23 protein-coding genes are annotated in these 19,399 nt (G+C 44.5%); 1 reads left to right on the top strand and 22 read right to left on the bottom strand.

Going from position 1 to position 19,399, the window contains the following annotated elements; all coding sequences use genetic code 11:
* Positions 1-44 precede the first annotated feature (44 nt).
* Together S4054249_RS16400 and S4054249_RS16405 are read right to left on the bottom strand one after the other, a co-directional pair.
* On the bottom strand, positions 45-992 hold the full coding sequence (locus tag S4054249_RS16400) for a homoserine O-succinyltransferase (RefSeq protein WP_046357470.1): 948 nt from the start codon (positions 990-992) through the stop codon (positions 45-47).
* Positions 993-1,278: 286 nt separating this feature from the next.
* A complete protein-coding gene (locus S4054249_RS16405) occupies positions 1,279-1,512 on the bottom strand; it encodes a hypothetical protein (protein ID WP_196302575.1) in 234 nt (77 codons plus the stop codon).
* Between the two features lie 194 nt (positions 1,513-1,706).
* Between S4054249_RS16405 and S4054249_RS16410 the strand changes: the two genes are divergently transcribed.
* Positions 1,707-2,594: a DMT family transporter gene (locus S4054249_RS16410; protein WP_046357468.1), complete on the top strand. Its 888-nt coding sequence runs from the start codon at positions 1,707-1,709 to the stop codon at positions 2,592-2,594.
* A gap of 158 nt (positions 2,595-2,752) precedes the next feature.
* On the opposite strand, the gene S4054249_RS26080 is transcribed toward S4054249_RS16410, so the two are convergent.
* From S4054249_RS26080 to S4054249_RS16505, 20 genes are all read right to left on the bottom strand, one after another.
* Complete coding sequence (locus S4054249_RS26080) at positions 2,753-3,763, bottom strand: phage late control D family protein (RefSeq protein ID WP_046357467.1); 1,011 nt, start codon at positions 3,761-3,763, stop codon at positions 2,753-2,755.
* 6 nt (positions 3,764-3,769) lie between these two features.
* Positions 3,770-3,982 (bottom strand): tail protein X, encoded by a 213-nt coding sequence (locus S4054249_RS16420; RefSeq protein WP_039608581.1) that lies wholly within the window; start codon positions 3,980-3,982, stop codon positions 3,770-3,772.
* Positions 3,982-4,434, bottom strand: a complete 453-nt coding sequence (locus S4054249_RS16425; protein ID WP_046357466.1) for a phage tail protein — start codon at positions 4,432-4,434, stop codon at positions 3,982-3,984. Before S4054249_RS16425 ends, S4054249_RS16420 begins: the two co-directional genes overlap by 1 nt.
* A 37-nt stretch (positions 4,435-4,471) precedes the next feature.
* Positions 4,472-8,212, bottom strand: a complete 3,741-nt coding sequence (locus tag S4054249_RS16430) for a hypothetical protein (protein WP_052961079.1) — start codon at positions 8,210-8,212, stop codon at positions 4,472-4,474.
* Between the two features lie 147 nt (positions 8,213-8,359).
* A complete protein-coding gene (locus tag S4054249_RS27170; protein ID WP_256370531.1) occupies positions 8,360-8,485 on the bottom strand; it encodes a hypothetical protein in 126 nt (41 codons plus the stop codon).
* Between the two features lie 5 nt (positions 8,486-8,490).
* Positions 8,491-8,748, bottom strand: coding sequence for a phage tail assembly protein (locus tag S4054249_RS16435; RefSeq protein ID WP_039608579.1), 258 nt, complete (start codon positions 8,746-8,748; stop codon positions 8,491-8,493).
* A gap of 3 nt (positions 8,749-8,751) precedes the next feature.
* Positions 8,752-9,267, bottom strand: a complete 516-nt coding sequence (locus S4054249_RS16440; RefSeq protein WP_052961078.1) for a phage major tail tube protein — start codon at positions 9,265-9,267, stop codon at positions 8,752-8,754.
* Positions 9,267-10,430: a phage tail sheath subtilisin-like domain-containing protein gene (locus tag S4054249_RS16445; protein WP_046357465.1), complete on the bottom strand. Its 1,164-nt coding sequence runs from the start codon at positions 10,428-10,430 to the stop codon at positions 9,267-9,269. Before S4054249_RS16445 ends, S4054249_RS16440 begins: the two co-directional genes overlap by 1 nt.
* A gap of 168 nt (positions 10,431-10,598) precedes the next feature.
* The gene (locus tag S4054249_RS16450) at positions 10,599-10,937 is read right to left on the bottom strand and encodes a GPW/gp25 family protein (RefSeq protein ID WP_230851869.1); all 339 of its coding nucleotides are present in this window, start codon (positions 10,935-10,937) and stop codon (positions 10,599-10,601) included.
* Positions 10,934-11,236, bottom strand: coding sequence for a PAAR domain-containing protein (locus tag S4054249_RS16455; protein ID WP_046357463.1), 303 nt, complete (start codon positions 11,234-11,236; stop codon positions 10,934-10,936). Before S4054249_RS16455 ends, S4054249_RS16450 begins: the two co-directional genes overlap by 4 nt.
* Before the next feature lie 3 nt (positions 11,237-11,239).
* The gene (locus tag S4054249_RS16460; RefSeq protein WP_046357462.1) at positions 11,240-12,052 is read right to left on the bottom strand and encodes a phage baseplate assembly protein V; all 813 of its coding nucleotides are present in this window, start codon (positions 12,050-12,052) and stop codon (positions 11,240-11,242) included.
* Positions 12,053-12,060: 8 nt separating this feature from the next.
* A complete protein-coding gene (locus S4054249_RS16465) occupies positions 12,061-12,633 on the bottom strand; it encodes a hypothetical protein (RefSeq protein WP_039608574.1) in 573 nt (190 codons plus the stop codon).
* Positions 12,634-12,721: 88 nt separating this feature from the next.
* On the bottom strand, positions 12,722-13,003 hold the full coding sequence (locus tag S4054249_RS16470) for a hypothetical protein (RefSeq protein WP_046357461.1): 282 nt from the start codon (positions 13,001-13,003) through the stop codon (positions 12,722-12,724).
* A 28-nt stretch (positions 13,004-13,031) separates the two neighbouring features.
* Complete coding sequence (locus S4054249_RS16475) at positions 13,032-13,823, bottom strand: hypothetical protein (protein ID WP_230851870.1); 792 nt, start codon at positions 13,821-13,823, stop codon at positions 13,032-13,034.
* Between the two features lie 56 nt (positions 13,824-13,879).
* Positions 13,880-14,107 (bottom strand): phage tail assembly chaperone, encoded by a 228-nt coding sequence (locus S4054249_RS16480; protein WP_046357460.1) that lies wholly within the window; start codon positions 14,105-14,107, stop codon positions 13,880-13,882.
* Between the two features lie 3 nt (positions 14,108-14,110).
* On the bottom strand, positions 14,111-14,920 hold the full coding sequence (locus S4054249_RS16485) for a hypothetical protein (protein ID WP_046357459.1): 810 nt from the start codon (positions 14,918-14,920) through the stop codon (positions 14,111-14,113).
* A 14-nt stretch (positions 14,921-14,934) separates the two neighbouring features.
* The gene (locus tag S4054249_RS16490) at positions 14,935-15,504 is read right to left on the bottom strand and encodes a phage tail protein (RefSeq protein ID WP_046357458.1); all 570 of its coding nucleotides are present in this window, start codon (positions 15,502-15,504) and stop codon (positions 14,935-14,937) included.
* Positions 15,504-16,808: a phage tail protein I gene (locus S4054249_RS16495; RefSeq protein WP_052961077.1), complete on the bottom strand. Its 1,305-nt coding sequence runs from the start codon at positions 16,806-16,808 to the stop codon at positions 15,504-15,506. The genes S4054249_RS16490 and S4054249_RS16495 overlap by 1 nt, the downstream gene beginning before the upstream one ends.
* Positions 16,801-17,700, bottom strand: coding sequence for a baseplate assembly protein (locus S4054249_RS16500; protein WP_046357457.1), 900 nt, complete (start codon positions 17,698-17,700; stop codon positions 16,801-16,803). The genes S4054249_RS16495 and S4054249_RS16500 overlap by 8 nt, the downstream gene beginning before the upstream one ends.
* A gap of 1,254 nt (positions 17,701-18,954) precedes the next feature.
* Positions 18,955-19,392: a hypothetical protein gene (locus S4054249_RS16505; protein WP_046358338.1), complete on the bottom strand. Its 438-nt coding sequence runs from the start codon at positions 19,390-19,392 to the stop codon at positions 18,955-18,957.
* Positions 19,393-19,399: the final 7 nt, after the last annotated feature.

Genomic DNA, 19,399 nt, shown 5'->3' on the forward strand with positions numbered 1-19,399 from the left:
CTTCAGATACGGCTTGGCCATCGACAGGCTCAAATGGCACACTGTTATTCGGCATAATTGTTAGTCCTTACGTCTTGGCTAACGAGATTAATATCGTACGGAGTTGTCTGGTAAACATAATAGTTTAACCAATTTGAAAATAATAAAAAGGCGTGACTTTGCCACGTTTTTGATGGCTTGGCATCAGCATCATTATTTGGAAAATAGTTTTCAGGCATAGGGGCATCCGGACCATTTTGTAAGTCACGCAAATATTCTTTTTGCAGTGTATCAGCATCATATTCAGGGTGCCCAGTAATATACACCTGACTGCCCGTTTTATTTTTAAGAAGGTAAGCGCCCACCTTCTCTGAACCAGCCAATATAACAAGGTCATCATTATTATTAATCTTATCAATGTCGATATGGCCATAGCGAGAATGCGGTACTAAAAATTCATCATCAAACCCGCGAGTCAAAGCGCCGTGATCAAAAAATACTTGATGTTTAAACACACCACACAGCTTTTGTTCTTTAAGATCTCGTTTTAATCCATGGTGATGAAATAAGCCTGCATGAGCCGCCCAACAAGAAAATAACGTTGAGGTTACATGGTTTTCAGCCCAGTCAAAAAACGCTTGTAGTTCTTGCCAGTAAATTACATCGGTGTATTCCAAATGTGCCAATGGTGCACCAGTCACAATCAAAGCATCGTAGTTTTCATCTTTTACTTCAGAAAAATAACGATAAAACATATTTAGGTGCTGCTCGGAGTTTTCCGAGCTACGGTGTGTATCGAGGCGCAATAAATCCACATGGACTTGTAGCGGGGTATTGGCCAACAAGCGAATAAATTGAACCTCAGTTTCTACCTTATTTGGCATTAGGTTCAATATAGCTAAACGCATCGGGCGGATCTCTTGAGACATGGCGCGGCTTTTTGGCATCACAAAAACATTTTCATGACGCAGCCTCGCAATCGCAGGTAACTCGTCTTTAACAGTGATCGGCATGAGATCCTCCCAAATTGGATAAACTGACAATACTATAGTGGCTGACATTATGAACGAACGCCATAAAATATCAACTTCTAGATGTTCAGACGTCCAAATGAAATTCACTCTTAAAAAGTAAAGAGACACACACGACAGGCCCAAGCAAAAACTAAAAAATAATCAGCAGGATCATGAAAAGCTAAGTAAGGAAGGAAGGACAAGCTACATTGAGCTTAGTTGGAAGGAATCAAAAAAGGAATAAAGGGTGCTCAAGCAATAAGCACCCAGTCATGCAAGTAGATGATTAACTGAAATAGCCATACCCTAAAACGACACTCGCTATCAGTCCTGTTGCAGCGAAAATACCATACTCGATGCCCACTTTTAAACGCTGCTCTCCAGCAAATTGCTTTGACTCCGTCATCGCCATAATTAAGCATGAGATAAACATGCAAAAGCCCAAAATAATTAAATTAATTTGAATTGCATCTAGGAACATATCACTCTCCAGAACAAGGCCATAGGCCGATTTAAGCACACGACTACTTCAACGAAAATGAGTGTAGCAAATAAAGTTCTAAAGTTTCAATAAAAACTGAAAGTTTATTTTTAGGTGGGAAATATAAAGAAGGGAACAAGATACTCGCAGACGGTTAAACTCAATTATGTTGCATATATATACAAAATAATTACAGTAGCGCCACATCAGCAAACAAGTAACTAAGTAAATTTGTGGGTATTGGAGAGATCGCTGCGTTTTGTGCAGCTGCAGTATGGGCATTTTCGACCCTGCTCTATAAACGATTTAGTCATCATCTAAATCCATTAGAATTAAATGTCGCAAAGGGTGTTATCGCTACTGCATTAATGGCAGCCGTACTCCTTTTCACGTGGGATACGCAATTGCCATCTAGCCATACGAGTTGGGGGTGGTTGATTGCCAGTGGTATTGTTGGCATTGCCATTGGTGACAGCGCTTATTTTGCAGCACTGCGCAATATTGGCCCTGCCCGCACACTGGTGATTGAATCACTCGCACCAGCCATTGCAGGACTACTCAACATCGTTTTGCTAAGTGTTTATATCTCTGCAACGGCCTGGTTAGGTATTATTATTACCACTATCGGCGTCATTATCGCGGTAAAACCAAGCCAAAAACTGCCAAAACTAGATAAAGATATCTATCGAAAAGGGGTGTTATTTGCACTTGTAGCTGCCACTTGCCAAGCGGCCGGCATGGTACTTTCAAAAGGAGCACTCAATGATGACAGTATCAGTAGCCTTTGGGCTGCAATGATACGGCTTGCTTCAGGTACCTTAGTCGTCGCCATGATAGTTGCCCTACTCAAACAAGCATCACTGACTCGATCCATTACACTTAAAGGGATTGATGGCAAAACCTGGTTATTTGCTGCTGTGTTTTTTGGCACCTTTATCGGACTATGGCTGCAACTTATCTCAGTCAACAATACAGATCCGGCGATTGCACAAACCATTTTTTCAGCAGCGCCTTTAATGGTAATGACCATGAGTTTGATCCGAAAAGAGCATGTAACACGGGGGATGATATTTGGTGGGATAACCGCATTGAGCGGTATTATTTTACTTTTGAGGGGATAAAGATTTAGGAAAGAGGCCATCTCAGCCAGTTTATGCATAGAGCAATGCACGTGATCAAACCGGTAAGATGGCCTTGGAGGTAGGAGGTTTGGGAGGAAAAGCACCGCATGATCAGCAGTACGATATGAAATATTTAATTTAAAAGAGGTTAAAAAAGGTTATTCAGATAAGGTTTCGCATTGCAAATAGGACAAAAAGCCATGCCCATTGATGACATGCCTAACCTCTTTCACAAACCAAGATTTATCAAGTGCGCTTTGTGTGCCTTGTACTTCAACCACTGCGCCTGCCACAATATCTGGATTGCCATACACCACCATATCCGCACTGACATGCGCTCGATTAAGCTGTGCCAGCTTACTCTCAGCGGCATGTTGCGCACTCGCTTCATCTGCGTAGGTATATGGTAAAGTCAAGCTGGGTGTGCCACCACCTGCTGAAACCGTTTGTAACTGTGCGATATCCAAATCATGATATTTAGCAACCACTTCTTTGGTTAAGCGGTAATGCAATGTATTGAACTTCCAGTCAACAATCCATTTGGGCTCAAGGGTTACTTGCGGCAAGGGTTGTCCCGACAATGATCGCCCAGTGCCCTTTTTCATGAACACGAGGTTGTCATTGATGATTTTCATCACCGCGTCATGCTGAACAGCGAGCTTGCTCATCAGCTGCATGTCGCTTTCACTTTGCTCAATTTGCGGTAAAGTAATGCTATCAAGTGCTGGGGCAATACGGGGAGTGAGTCCATACTCTTGTGCAATCTCAGAGATCAGGCTACCAAGCGTTAATGGATTCTCAGGATCGCTGGGCCAAGATTTTAGCTTAGCCGCTTTTAAATTCTGATCCCAAAACACTTTATTCCCCACCAGCTCCAGCGCACGCACAGGGCCCACAATTTGATATTCACCGACTTCAAACTCACCAAGGACAACACTGGGCGCTTTCCCGTCTTCGGTGCCTTGCTTATAACCCATCGCGATTTCAAGTTTATCAGTCGGTTCAGGCAAGGTGATAGGCGCTTTTTCAAGGTTGTCGAATTTAACCACGCACATGTCACTTAGCAAACCTGTGCGAAGCGTCACACTGACTTCTGCGATTCTATCGCGCAGCTTTTCTGCCACCTCATTACCGTTGGCTTTTACTGAATATTGCGGCTGTAACTCCATTGCCAATTACTCCCAAATATTGATCTCGCGTTGCACTTTTGGTTTAGGTACATCCGGCAAGACAATTTTAATGTTTTCAGGGTAAATCGGTCCCAAGTCGGCAAGACCATAGTTGGCTTCAAGTACACGTTCAACCATCCCTGAACTGCGACCATAATGGCGAAAGCAAATCAAATCGAGACAGTCACCATCTCGTGTAATGTAACTTACTGCACTCATTATTTATTTCCCTCATTACCATCGTAACGTGACAGACGCATACTAAATTGGATTTCTCTTGGAATACCGTCATTCAAAAACAGCGTGCGCGTCTCATTGATTGATTTAATTACCCACTTGCCAAGCACTCGCCCCACACTCGGGCTAGACTTACCGCTTTCTTCTACATAGGTCAGCGTCAGCGGCACACCTTGGGTTGCTTCATCACGCATAAAATCTAGCTGCTTTAAGCCGTTTTCAACCAGTTGCGGGAAGATAGTCCCTTCAAGGTCTAAAGTTTGCTCACCGACCCCAATAAATTGCTTTACTGGGCTGTTTTTATCGGTTTGTGACTCAAGGTCTTTCCAGCGATATTCGGTATTAAACTGTAATTTTTGAAACGCCGCTGTACTGACAGAAAACTTATATTCGCCCAGCTGCATCATGTAATTGGCATGATTGATCTTTGCCATCGAAAGTCCTCGTATGAAAGCTTAAGGGGGACTCCCCTTAAGCTACTTCGTTATAATATCGAGCACGATAATCGCGCATCGCTTGTTGCTGCTGTTGATCTAGCACTTGCTTCACTTGCTGTGCTATCTCATGTGCTTGCTGCTCAGACTGTGCATTCACCGTGATATTTGCATTCACTGTGATGTTGCCCGCGACTTGCTGTGCTTGCACATCGCTACTGATTTGCGAGTTCGATGTACTAGACTCAGCAAGGGCTTGAGGTGTAGGCGTTGATAAAGGTGCTTTGGTCTTGGGTGCATCCGCATTTTGCGGCTTATCATCACTAAATAAACTAGCGAAGAAGTCACCACCGACTTGAGACATCACAGCATTCGTTAGATACCCAGCAACTGGCGCTAGGAATTTGCCATACTTGGGAATTTTGCCAACTAAATTAGACACTACCTCAGAGCTCAACGCACCAGTCGCCGTACCACCAATAGTGTGAGCTTTTTCCTCTGCTGATAACTCATCATTTGCAGCAGCCTGATAAATGGTGTGACCATTTAGCGCATGCCCAAGTAATTGCCCTCGCTGGGACGCTTTGTTCCACTTCCCATTTGGCTTACCCGAAGCTTGCTCAACCGCAGCCATAGTACCTGTGAACATATTGGCTTCATTGATGACATTGTCTTTGACAAATTGCAGAGGCGAATTTGCTGCTTGCGACGCTTGCTGTGTTGAGGCATTAAAATCAGTATCAGCTTGATCTTTTGCCAAAGTATTTGATACCGCAACAGACTCATCAGCTTTGACAGCTTCCTCTTTAGGTTCATCCTCAAAGAGCCAACCGCCCAATGTATCACCTAAAAATGAGCCGATAGATTCACCGCCAAATGCGCCAATAGCACCACCAACAATACCGCCAATTGCCGTGCCAACAACGGGGATCACGGAGCCAATTGCAGCACCAGCAGCAGCGCCTGCCATAGCACCACCAGCAGAACCAATAGCCCCGCCCACAGCACTGGTTTTCTCACGCTTACTTAAAGAGTCATCGGTTAAAGCGGAATAAGCATCAAAACCACTCGTAGCAATGGTTAAAGCGGCATTCAACCGACCAACACCCTTTAAATTATTTTTTGCAAAGTTCGCTATACCACCGCCTTTTTGGCTGAAAAACTTACCCAGCTTTGAGAAAATTGCATCATTAGCGGCCTTAGGCGCTTTAGTTGGCTTCCCTGATTTAGACTGGTTTCTGGACTGGCGCTTAGATTGCTTGCTTGTATCTTGCTTAGCAGACCCTGCTTTACTATCTTGAAGTTGCTGCTCAACCGGTTTGGCTTTGCCACCGTCCAAGATTTTCAATACAGGTTTAGAGCGCTTTTTACGCTTATCCTGCTTTTTCTCAGGCGTCTGATTTAGCTTAGTTTCTTTGCGGTTATCAGCTGCATCGTTCTCAACGTCCGGGGTCTTACTTTGCTTACTCTTTTTATCTCGCTTAGATTGCTTTTTACGCTGTTTTTTGGTGTTTTTCTTCGATTTCTTCTTCGACTTTTTAGACTGCTCCTCTTCCTCTCCATCACCTTCAAATAGTGACTCAAGACCTAGCTCGCCGAGCCCAAACTCAGCTAATAAGTCGGGAACAGCGCCAGTCAATGAAGATAGGTCGCCATTTAAAATACCTTTGAAATCGAGCTTCTCAATCAGCGCAGAGTGCTTGGTGAATAAACTTGCTGCGTCTTGCAGCCCAAATGCATTAAGCAGCTGCGGTGCTTGCTGCATCAATGAGCTTAAATCACCTTCCAAAATGGCCTTGGTGTCTAGCTTTTGTAAAGCTGGCAGAGCCGCATCTAACGTTGCACCTATTTCATCTAAACCAGCGGCTTTTAATAAACCAGGTGCTGCTGACATCAAGCTTGAAACATCACCACTGGCAATGCCTTTTAAGTCAAGCTGCTGTAGCGCTGGCAGTGCTGCACTTAAAGTTTCTGACGCTTCATCTAGCCCCGCAGCTTTCAGTAAACCAGGGGCCGCAGACATTAAGCTTGAGACATCACCGCTGGCAATGCCTTTTAAGTCAAGCTGCTGTAGCGCAGGTAAAGCTGCTCCCAAGGTCTCGGATGCTTCATTCAAACCAACCGAGGCCAATAAATCGGGCGCTGCCGACATCAAACTGGAAACATCACCACTGGCAATGCCTTTTAAATCAAGCTGCTGTAGCGCAGGTAGAGCTGCTCCGAGTGTTTCGGATGCTTCATTCAAACCAACCGAGGCCAATAAATCAGGCGCTGCTGACATCAAGCTTGAAACATCACCACTGGCAATGCCTTTTAAATCGAGCTGCTGTAGCGCAGGTAAAGCCGCTCCTAGTGTTTCGGATGCTTCATTCAAACCAACCGAGGCCAACAAATCAGGCGCCGCTGACATCAAGCTTGAAACATCACCACTGGCAATGCCTTTTAAATCGAGCTGCTGTAATGCTGGCATGGCCGCACTGAGCGTGTTTGAGACCTGCTCAAAGCCAGCTGATTTTAATAGCTCTGGCGCGATACTCACAACTTGACTTAGGTCACCATCGATGACGCCTGCCAAGTCCAACTGAGATAAGGCTGGGATATGCTGTGCTAGAGACTGCGTAGCAGCTGATAAATCAACGGCTTTGAGTAATTCAGGTGCCGCACTTTGCAGCGTACTTAAATCACCTTGCATGACCGCCGCGATATCGACTTGCTCAAGCGCTGGCAATGCCTGCTCTAACGTTTGCGCGGCACCGGACATATCTAGTGCATTAAGCACTTCTGGCGCCGCATCAACCAAACTCGATAAATCACCATTGAGTAGCTCTTTAACATTGAGCGCTTCAACAACAGGCAGTGCACCCTCGAGGGTTTTTGCAGCTCCTGATAAATCAAACGCATTCAACAACTCTGGCGCTGCACTTGCTAAGCTTGTTATATCACCCTCAAAAACCTCTTTAAAATTAACCGAGGAAATAGCAGGCAATGTTTGCTGAACCACATCACTGGCTTTATCAAAGCCAAACGTTTCAAGTACCTGAGGAGCACTTTGGATCAGCGTATTTAAATCTTCATTGAAGGTCGCACTACTGGTACCTTGCGCAATGCCCTGCGTGGCACTGGTGATGTCGCTACCCAATTGCGCAAAACCCAGTGCGTCAACCATGACAGGAGCAGCTTGGCGCAAAGCATCAAGCTGCAAATCTAAGGTATTTTGCGCATCCGCATTTTGTACTTGCGCGGTTGCCGTGGCTAACGACTCACTCAAGGCGTTAATAGGTAAGCCATCATAAAGCTGTGGTAGTGCAGCCTGCAGCTGTGCAAGCTCATTACTTGCTGCTGTTTGTAACTGCTGAAAATCTAGCGCCGATACCTGCTCTGCCAGTGATTTAATGGCACCGCTTAACCCTGTACCATCACCAATTTTGGCATCCACTTGTGCTTTAAGTGCTTCAGCTTGTTGCTCTTCTTGAGCCCCTTGCAAAACCTGTGCACTGTGCGTAACTGCGTTATTGGACTTCGCTTGCGCGCTGGAAAATTGTGTTAAATGCGAAGAAATTATCTGGCTCGTATTACCCAGTAGCTCATTGACATTAACATTGGCCAACTGCCCTATCACAGCCTCTAATGAGCTGGTATCTAATGGCTTTTTAGCTTTAACTAAATTAGCAAGCAAACTGCCTAATTGAACATTTGGATCAACCTGATCCTGCTTAGGTAGGCGGTACTTTACTTTGTTCTTTGAACGGTCTTTTGCAGACAATCCTTGATGTTTCATAATCATACCTAGGAAGAGAAATAAGCGGGAATGTGTGGAATTGCACAGCGCAACGAACGGCACTGTGCCAAGGTTGATAGCTCAAGACCCTAAAACTGCGCTTAAGTCCTTGAGCTATCAAACTTGCGCTGGTGAAAAAAAGGCGGGTTACCCCGCCTCTGTTGCTTCTTTATAATCAACGGCTGCTTCAAACCACTCGATGAGCTCGTCTTCAGTCAGTCCGTTGAGTTCTTGCAAGCCCCACCCTGTGTACTTAGCCAGGGCAATCACCATTGCTTTTAGACGCTTGGGCGGGATACGAGAAAAGCCTGGAGCGCCTCGCGTAACTTAACAAAGTCGCTCCAATCTAGCTCTTCGATGATATCTGGAGACACTTCACACAAATGTGAGAAGTAGCGGATTTCACTTTCAGATTCGCTAATATCCGCTTTATCAACCATTAACCGATCGCGCACTTTAGGTCGTCTCATTTTTAGTTCTGCATACTCATGCCCATCGACCGTAACAGGGAAAGTCAGTTTAATGATTTCAGTCATAGATTAAGCTCCGATAGTCTTGCGTAGGTTAGCCATGTGATCAACACCCGCGATTTCGCGGATATCGTTGTACAAGTCAATGTTGTAGATAACTTCGTTGTTGATTTCTAACTTGTACTTCTGAACAGCGTATTGCAGCGTCATTTTCGCTTCTTCGCCGTCTTTCCAGCTGCCCATGTCTACTTCTTTGAAGAAGCCATGTAGTGTGACAACAACAGGCTCAGGTGCAGCACCTTGCTTTTGAATCGCACCACGTGCAGTCAGGTTAATTGTTCTGCCAGTACCGCCCCAATCACCAAGTAACTTAAGTACATCTGCGTTGTACTCTAGTAACGTGATTGAACCTTCAAGCTTTTCAAGTTGACCTACATCTAGCTCAATTGGCGCTTGGAAACCTGAAGTCACTTCACGTGTTTTGACTGTGACTTTAGGAAGCGAGATTTCGTCTGCAATGCCAAGGTAACCCTTACCATCTACAAACAGCTTTGATTTCTTTAGGATTTTAGGAGACATTGCCATTATACGATTTCCTCTAGGTAGTTGTTAGTTAAGATGCTCTTGAACGTGATGTGCTCAGCAGGTGTTGGCGGCGTGAAATCAAAGCTAAAGTACACTTTACCCGCTTGAATGTTTTCAGGCGTATTAAGGTCTTCATCAGCCCAGATTTGACCACCTAGGATAGCGCCTTGCGCCTTTAGGCTATCAAGGTAAGCTTGAACGCTTTCTGTCACATCTTTGATGTAAGTTGATGTGATGTTACGGTCAACAGCCCACATGTGTGCGCGAAGTAGAGAGTCGTTAATCATATCCGCTGTACGAACAACTGACAGGAAAGCCCACTTAGGGTCTGTCGCACAAGTACGGTTACCCCAAAGCTTGAAGCCATTTTGACGAATGATTGTAGACACTTCTTTTTCATTCAATAAGTTTGCACGTGCATTCTTATCGCCAAGCTGGAAATCAACTGGTCTTGAAGTACCCACAATGCCATTCATAGCCGTGTTACTCGGGCTCCACCAGAAACCACGGTCATTGTCAGATTTAGCGATCATACCCGCAACACGCGCACTTGCAGGTTCATCTACAACTGCGCCTTCTTTGAATACTTTCACCTGAGGGTCAACTACAAACACACGACGAGATGAACAGTCACCACGATATGCAATCGCATCTGCATCATTTGTATTTGGACCGTCTGCAATGATCACAGCGCGAAGGCGCTCTGCAATACCTACAAGCTCTGCGACAACTGGGTTAGCTGCACCAGATGGACGCTGATGAGTAAAACCAGGCGCAACTAGAATACGAGGTGTCACACCTAATACAGACTCAGCACCAAGGAAAGCGTAGGCACCTTCATAACTACCATCAGCAGCAACACCGCCTTGAATGTTAGTCATAATTGCATTGTCGTCTGCGCCGTCAACACGCACAACAACCACAACCGCACCAGCTTGATCAAATACACCATCAATAGCTGCAGGCAATGTGCCTTGTTCACCTAACAACGCAGCTTCCGCACGTTTACCAGCAATTAAAACCGGTGTGTTAAGAGGGAACTTTTCAGTATCTGCTTGTGGAGCAGTACCAATCAGACCGATTACTGAGCTTTTTACTGTTTTAATTGGGCGCGTACCAGACTGCGCCTCGATGACTTCTACACCGTGTAGAAATTGCGACATAGATATCTCCTTTAAAGGTATGTCAATTAGCTAATAAAAAAGCCATGTGACCGAACTTGAAAATTCAAGTCAGTCGCATGGCTTAAGTTGATTAATTTTTTATCTGTACCAATCAGTACAGAATGAAGTTAAGTGTGAAAAGTTGACTGATATGCCAACCACTATAAATTAGAGCAGGATCCCTTCTATTGTGACCGGCTCATTGTTAATGAGGTAAAGGCCTTCGATGGTGATATCGACTTTTCCCGCACCAGCGGGATGCACCGACACACCTTCCAAACGAAAGCGCGGCTCCCACCTATCTAACGCATTGGCAATCGACATGGTGATATCACCAACTAGGTTGTGAGAAAATGGCCTATCGACGAGTTCAAATAACCCACAGCCATAATCACGACGCATAACTCGACTACCGAGCGGCGTTGTCACAATGTCGCGAATACTCTGCTTTAAATGCTCAACGCCACCTAACGGCTTACCCGTTTGCGCGTTCATTCCAATCATCATTTATCTCCTACCGTGAAGCTGCCCACACCAATCGCAATTTTACCGCCACAATCTGTGGGGTCTCCCAGTCGCGCAACCGCTTTGCCACCTATGGTAAAATTGGGGGCGCCCGCTTGCACAACCTTTCCTGAGTGGTTCACTTTTGGGTCTGGCATATAAACGTGCACACTGACACTATCACCTTCACGAAGCACATCGATACCACCCACTGTAAACTTGGGACCTGAAGCAGAAATAACCCCAGGGGCATATCCTGCGTGAACATCTGTAATCGCACCGTTTACTGAAATAGCTGGCATCGTTTACTCCTGTGCACTGATCTTTGTACCATTGAGTTTTAGCGTTGCTGAAGCAAGCACTTCAACATTGCTGCCCGTTGACGTTACGGCAACCGATTCTCCGGTCAGATTTAACGCTCCTGAGGCAACGATATCGATATTTGCACCGCCATTCACAGACACGTTATCGCCCACAGTGACATCCGCAGTGCCTGTCACATCAACTTGAGCGGCCCCACCAATCTCGACGGTGGCATTGTTACCTATTGATACATTTGCATCATTCCCAATCGTAATATTGGTATCGTTATGACACTCAACATTTATATCCCCACCAGAATAGATATTGATCTTCGCCTGTGGGTCGGCTTGCGGCACAAAAATATCGTAGGCATGATTTTCGCGGTCGTACTGTACAATAGCGCCATCTTGATAATGTGTACGCTGCACATGCTCCCGAGATTCAGGTGCGATGGCAGATAATGCCTGCACTAGCGCACCTCCTTCGCTGGTCGCATCCACCACATGGTTCATTTTAAAATGCGGCTGTTCATGTCCATTGGCATATAAACTCCCCAATACAATCCCTTGTGCCATATCCCCGCTGGGGGCTAGTACTAACACTTGCTCACCGACTTCAGGCGCTTGCCATGTCATGTCTTGGGCAGCTTGATTGGTCAACCAAGGCAATTTTGCGGTTAACCACTCACCGATACGCACTTTCACCCTCGCCAAATCATAGTCAACTTCTTCAACCGTCCCGATTGAAATCAATTTGGCAAAGCGATGCTGCATGTCAGAGGCTGCCAGTTCGGACTGCTGTTGATTTGCTATCATAGTCGCTCCTAAGTTGTGGTAGGTGCTTTATTGATCAGCTTGTATTCTCCCCCTTTGGGCCCCAAATACACTTCGGTAATGGCAGGTCCTGGAGGGTCGTCTGGGTATTCCACTTGATAATAAAAATCCCAGTAAAGCTGTGCTTTTGCAAGTGTTGAGCTGACTTGATGACTAAACGATATATCACTTTTTTGGGCGATAAAATGCTGCCAATGGATGGGCATTTCGTCCACCATCACAAGCGCCTCACACTGGGTTATCAACTGGTCAAGTCGTTGCAGCAACTGTGCGTTGTCGGCATCTTCCAACTCAATGTCTAGCTGTAACTGCAACACTCGTCTATCGAGTGAGTTTGGACTGAGGTTTTTGTTATACGACGGTCCATATGTGACGCCTTTGTCGGCGCCTTTCGCCTGCAGTTCACTGGCTTGACGTTCGCCGAGCAGCTTGACTGTCAGTTGGGCTTGCTGCGTCAGATCTGGGTAAGGTTGTGCGGCTTTTAAGAGCCCCACATGTGCCACCCCTTGAAGTCCAGATGATAAGCATTCAAGCACCTTATTAATTAAGGTACATCTTTGCATGAGGTTTATTACTCTTTGAAGTTAAAACTTATGATGGTTGTGACTCGAAGGAAAAGGCGAGTCGAGATGGACGAAATGCCCAAAAACGTCAAGCTGGAAATGGATAACGCGCTTTAATCTCTGCCACCTTATCCAACCAAGCTTGCTTGCTTGTATCTGTTTGATCGTACTGCCATTCCATGAATAACGGATCTGACTCTACAATATAAGCTGTCCTGCGCGCTTCTAGCGCTTCTCCTTGGGAGTACTCAAAAGTTATCTCATCCAATGGTAGATTGATTTCATTCGCAGTCAGAAAATGAGCCACCTGCGCTGAACTTAAAACTTCACCAATCGAGGCAATCAAGGTGTCATTGTGTTTTATTTGCATAGTATTTCTTCCTTATCACATCACCTGACTATGGCGTCAATCCAGCTCGCAATTGCGAAATAGCAGAGGATACATCAGCTGGCCTTGAAAACTCAGGGTATACACCCCATCCCGCAGTCTCAAAATCCACATAACCGCTGACCGTCCCGAATAAACAAATCAATGCTTCACCTTCTTCTAAAAGTGAGGTAGATAACGCAAGCTTAGTGTGCGGCGCATAAAAAGACTTCGCTGTATTATCCGCTTTTTGTCGATACCCCAATAACTGCCATCCATTATTAAAACTTTTCACAGGCTGCATAGACCCATCAACCGTCCCTGATAGCAACTTAAAATAGCACCCAGAAGTCATTGCTCCCTGCTGATAACGAGTGTTCCAGTTGTTATCGAGTCTAGCAGGGTGATTAGCGTTGTTTCTCTTCCATTTAATCCTCAAAATATGAAAAGCGCCATTTACATAACCATTGTAAACATTCGTGCGAAAGTCTCGTGCAACACCATTACCTGTGTGATCTGTATCATTCGCAGCCGCTGCATAAATAGTGGCTTCTTTGATCACTTCAAATCGTTCTAAACCAATAGTGGTGAATTCTTTGATTGCACTCCCATTATCATTAGGTTCCATGCACTGATTTTTACTCATCAAAATGTGAGATAATTCAGCGCGAGCGCCGCTCATGTAGTTATCGAACTTAGTTTCTGCAGACTGGATAGCTGAGTTAAGCACACCTAAATGTGCATTAACCGTTTCACTCATCGCGTTTGCTCGGGCAGCAACATGGGTGAGCCTTTCCGTTATACTCATTGTGTCATTAGACATAATAAATCCTACTATTTAATGACTTTAACGTGTTCAAAGCCATATCATGTTTATCGTTACTCAGCTAACTGGGGCCAAGTCACCTCTTCAGGACTTGCAAAGCTATCAGGTAAATCACGTAAGGCTTGACGATATTCAGCAAGTGCAGCAGGCACCATCTGCGACGCTTCAAGCGCTCTCAGTACCATCAAGTCTGATTCAGCTAGTAGATTATCCCGCTGCGAACGCACCGTTACCCAAGAAATATCTTCACCATGAGGTTCTGTTACAAAATTATTTTCCATAAATTATTGCTCCCACGTCGGCGCTGTTTGAGAAATTCTGTCTGCACAAGGGCGACCATTCACTGAACTGTATTCACATTTTGCAAGGAAAGCTCGTGTCGAGCCACAGTGAGGACGAGTGTCTACTTTCAAAGTCACTCTAGCTCGGCCATTGCTATAGCCTTTGTTTATTTGTCTAAAGAATACCGTTAAGGTTTTTCCTACATCCGCGGCTGTAATCGGTATTTCACGAGGCTCTTCGCCAGGCTCAGAGATATACAGACTAATTGCGCCGCTGTTCATCACCTTCTTCACTTCAACATGTGCTGACACACAGTCCTGCTGCGATGTGCCGCTAATAACAATATGGTCAACATAAGAGGCCATACCTCGGTGTGCCATGACAAAATCACAATTAAAAGTATCGCCATCATAACCAAAGCCACTGCCGACATTTTGCGCATCGAATTCAATTAAATTGATATAATATGGTGGCTGTGGATTAAAGCAGGTAGGGTAGCTAGAATCAGGACCATCAGAAGCTCCCGTATATCCACCTGCATTTAGAGTCGATTTAAAAGCAAACCGCTTAATCAAGCCTTCTTGGAAAACGTCTAACCCATTAATTGTTTCAACAAAACCATTTTTTAAGTGAGTAAATTTCGTCTCTAACTCATTTTTGGACTGAGTTACAAAGTTGTCTACCTCAGTCGTTTTCGTGTTTAGAGTAGAGTTAATATTATTAATTTGATCCTGTACTGTATTGCATAGCGCATTAGAACGCGTCACTACAGCAGCCAATTGTTCTGTAATTGTTGTATGTTCGTTTGACATGGTTTCTCTCTAAATTAGGATTGAGCATTTTCCAATGCAAGTAATCTAAGCTCTTGATTCAATTGGCGGTGCATTGTATCGAGTTGCACCAAAGTTAAGTCTGCCAATTCGTTATCCAACAACACATTAAAGTTATCGATACCCGGCTTTACCTCAACACTATCAGAAGGGAGTTGAGCAAGACTCAAAGTCACACTTTGTAGAATCTTTACATCGGGGGTTCTATAACCTAATGTTCGATTAGGTTCAGAGTACACACCCAAAAGAATTAAGTTGTCATCGCTACCCACAGGCTCATCTATTTGAATAAATACACCCACTTCACGAATAGCATACTCAGGCGCCGATATGGCTTTATCAAACAGTGCAACCACCGTGACTTGGTGGTTTTCATCTGTCTCGTAATTGTCATCACGAATAGGCTGACGTTCTTTTAGGCTTTGTAAGCTAGTTTGCGTTTGAGTTGGTGTATAGCTCGCATCACCAAATGCCATATGGCTGATCTGTGCTTTTTTACCATTGGCTTTCGCTGCTAATAAAGCATCTAAGCCTACTTGGGTAAACTGCAGCGTTAATGCAGACATTAAGCAGCTCCTTGTAAGTTAAAATGTTGATAAATAATTTGCCGAGAACCACTTGCTAGAGCCATATTCCCCGTACCGCCACTTGGTGTAATTCCATACCCAGCAACACGCAAGCTCGCACAAAGGTAACTCGTCGCTGCGCCGCCAGCGCCACTCGTTCCAATAACCTCTGCGGGTTTTATTCCTAACGCAGTGATTGCTAAATGTTGCGATTGATGTGTTTTAGTGACGCCTTGAATCGACTTAAAGCCTATTGATTGCGGTGGCACAACGCCCTTGCTGTTGATAGCTAAGTGTCTTGATTGGTTTGTACCAGTTATGCCAAAAAGACCGTTTGTACCTATAGAGTCAGGCGGCACAACACCACTTCCAGAAATTGCATAGTGCCCAGATTGAAAAGTGTCTTGAGCACCAAGCATCACATTAGTTTGTGTCATACTTGGGGGTTTAATACCCACCCCAATAGGCGCATCTGCCCGCTGTAAAATTGCAGTGGAGGCAATGCCCGCTAAACCAAAACCTTCTGTAAATGCCAAACCCAGCTGCACATCCACATGTATAGAGCCACGCTTAACCGCTTCAATAATACGGCGTACTCGCTTTAACATTTGGGGGGTCAGCATTCCTTGCTGCTGCTCATCCAAATTACTATTGATAAGTGCCCACACTTGCACAGTGCCTCGGGGCAACTCTTCTAAATTGTCTCCTTGCCACCACTCTTTAATTTCGGTTTTGATATTTAAACTATCGAGCGCTTTTTGCAGCGCGTAAGGCGTGCCCTTCACTTGGTGCACGGCGAATGCGTCATTGATCACTTGGCGTTTTAACGCTTCGCTCCATGCCTCATCCCACTCGTCCACAGACACAGACCAAGCTAACCAAGGCAGCAACTCTGTTGGACATAAAAAAGGATCCCACACACTCGCAAGCAGCAAGCGACTGTCGTTCAGCACACATGCAGATTTTACTTGTGCGCGTTTCACAGCATCAGCCTCATCAGGCTGCCAGTTTTCAATACTAAGCTGTGTAGCAAATTCATTGAGCTGCTGTGCATCACAGAATTCAGGATGGTCCACCAGCGTTAACAATTGCTTAGCACTGCATTGTAATAAGATGTCTGGATTCATCAGTACTGCACTGGGTTGCATACCACATAGCTTTGCTAACCAAACTAACTGCGCATCGCTTCGGGTTGAAAGCGCTAATAAAGAAATAAGTAAATTTCGTACGGTTTGATGCGAGGGAAACTGCTGACTGAGTGCCTTTACCAGCTGACTGGCATTGGTTGGAATCAATTTATCCATAGACATTTTCCATTGATACCGAAATTGACTCGCAATAAGGCGCTTCTGTCGTCAGACAAACAATGTCTTCAATTGGACTCAACAACGTGACATCCTCAACACCTGATTGGTGCAGCGCAGCATAAATGCCCGCACGGGTGACTTTTTTACCGAGATAATGCCGTGAATCACAATATGCTCGAACAGCTTGTTCAGCTGCCGACACTAACGTACTACCGGAGGGGCCATGCAAAATAGAAAGTTCAGCATTCACCGTAAATGGCTTTATTTGTGCCTTATGTACCGTGACTCGGTCTCCCAATGGGCGCACTTTTGATGCTACTTCATCAATACCCGCCAGCTCATTGCCTTGTGCAGAAAAATAGCGCTTCACCTTATTAATCAGCCCATCGTTTGGCTGACCGGCATCAAGGTCACTCAATATAGTCAATTCTATATCGCAAGGCTCTGGGCTAAGTACTGCCACATCTTTTATCTGCGGATCACATGACATAGAGTGATAAATGTATGACTCGCGGCTGCCTGCCGTATTAAGCCCATCAAATGCCAATTGGATACGTTGTCTAAAAGCGGCATCAGACTCATCTGGAGACGCTTTGCGTGAAAGGTTATACCTCGCTGCAATGGCATCTAAATCATGCCCTTGTGCTGAAGCCAGCATATTCCCCTCCACGGCATCATTGAGTTTTTGCTTTTGCAATACCTGTTGATATGCGAGGGTTTGTAGCAGCAAGGCAACTGGGTCACTTTCTAATGAAAGCGCAGCTTGATACTGTGGGTTTTGTAATAAAAATTGGGCTTTGAGTTGCTCATACTCTTGTTCATAGTCAAGCGTTGCAATAACGTCTGGAACAGGAACTTGTGATAAGTCTAATTTAGTAAAGCCACTCATAATTTTCCTATTTACAATAAAAAACCCGTACTCATTTGAGCACGGGTTTTGATTCATGGGATAACTGTGTAAAGCTTTCTCAAGCTTAGGTATATTTTACTGATTTTAAGCGTTTCAAACAGGTCATTTATGACCGCCTTTAAACCGCTAAACCTGTGCTCAATACAAAAAACGCCACGTGCTAATTTATCGTAATAAACAAGCGAAATGGCGTTGTAATGGTTGGGCAATTTGTCAGCTCAGTGTCAATCACAAGCTGTTTAAGCTTTTCTCAAGCTTAGGTATATTTTACTGATTTTAAGCGTTTCAAACAGGTCATTTATGACCGCCTTTAAACCGCTAAACTTGTGCTCAATACAAAAAACGCCACGTGCTAATTTATCGTAATAAACAAGCGAAATGGCGTTGTAATGGTTGGGCAATTTGTCAGCTCAGTGTCAATCACAAGCTGTTTAAGCTTTTCTCAAGCTTAGGTGTATTTTACTGATTTTACGCGTTTCAAACAGGTCATTTATGACCGCCCTAAAACCGCTAAACCTGTGCTCAATACAAAAAACGCCACGCGCTCATTTATCGTAATAAACAAGCGAAATGGCGTTGTAATAGTTGGGCAATTTGTCAGCTCAGTGTCAGTCACAAGCTGTTTAAGCTTTTCTCAAGCTTAGGTGTATTTTACTGATTTTAAGGCTTTAAAACAGGTCATTTATGACCGCCTTAAAACAGCTAAATCTGTGCTCAATACAAAAAACGCCACGCGCTAATTTATCGTAATAAACAAGCGAAATGGCGTTGTAATAGTTGGGCAATTTGTCAGCTCAGTGTCAGTCACAAGCTGTTTAAGCTTTTCTCAAGCTTAGGTGTATTTTACTGATTTTAAGGCTTTAAAACAGGTCATTTATGACCGCCTTAAAACCGCTAAACCTGTGCTCAATACAAAAAACGCCACGCGCTAATTTATCGTAATAAACAAGTGAAATGGCGCTTTAATAGTTGGGCAATTTGTCAGCTCAGTGTCAGTCACAAGCTGTTTAAGCTTTTCTCAAGCTTAGGGGTATTTTACTGATTTTAAGCATCTCGAACAGGTCATTCCTGCCCTATATGCAATAATTTAAAAGAAGCCTAAAACTCAATAAAAGAAAACCCGCTCGACACGACTAAGCGGGTTTAGGTTGTGGAATTAAAAGTCTGTTGCTTTCTCAAGCACAGATGATACTAACCCGTTTAATGGGAATAAAACGGGTCATTACACCAAATTTATAATGAATTATTTACATCAAATGTAAATTCTTCCAATTCTTTGGATGTTGAAATATCCGCAAGAGTAAGCTCTGCCTTGTCACTGGCCAAACGGATCTGCTCTCGTTGTTCCAACAACTCTGCCAAATGTGCCTTACCCAAACCTATCTCAGCCTGATCTCCTGCAAGCTCAGCCATCAATAGATGTTCTTGTGCTTTTTGCACTCGCCACTGCTCATCATTCAGCTTATTAAACACCGCCTCTTTTATCGCAGCAAGCTGATTGGCCTTTTCAGCTTTTAACCGTTCTTCAGCCACTACGATTTGCTGAGCCTCATATGTTTGCTTGTAATCTTCAATCGAGGTGCTATTCCAAGCTACACCAGTCTGAGGGTGAACCAACCAGTAGTTTCCATCAATTTTCATGCCTTTATCGGCAAAATATTCACAACTCATGTTTTCT

The sequence above is a fragment of the Pseudoalteromonas luteoviolacea genome (genome assembly GCF_001750165.1).
GTDB classification, from domain to species: Bacteria; Pseudomonadota; Gammaproteobacteria; order Enterobacterales; family Alteromonadaceae; genus Pseudoalteromonas; species Pseudoalteromonas luteoviolacea_G.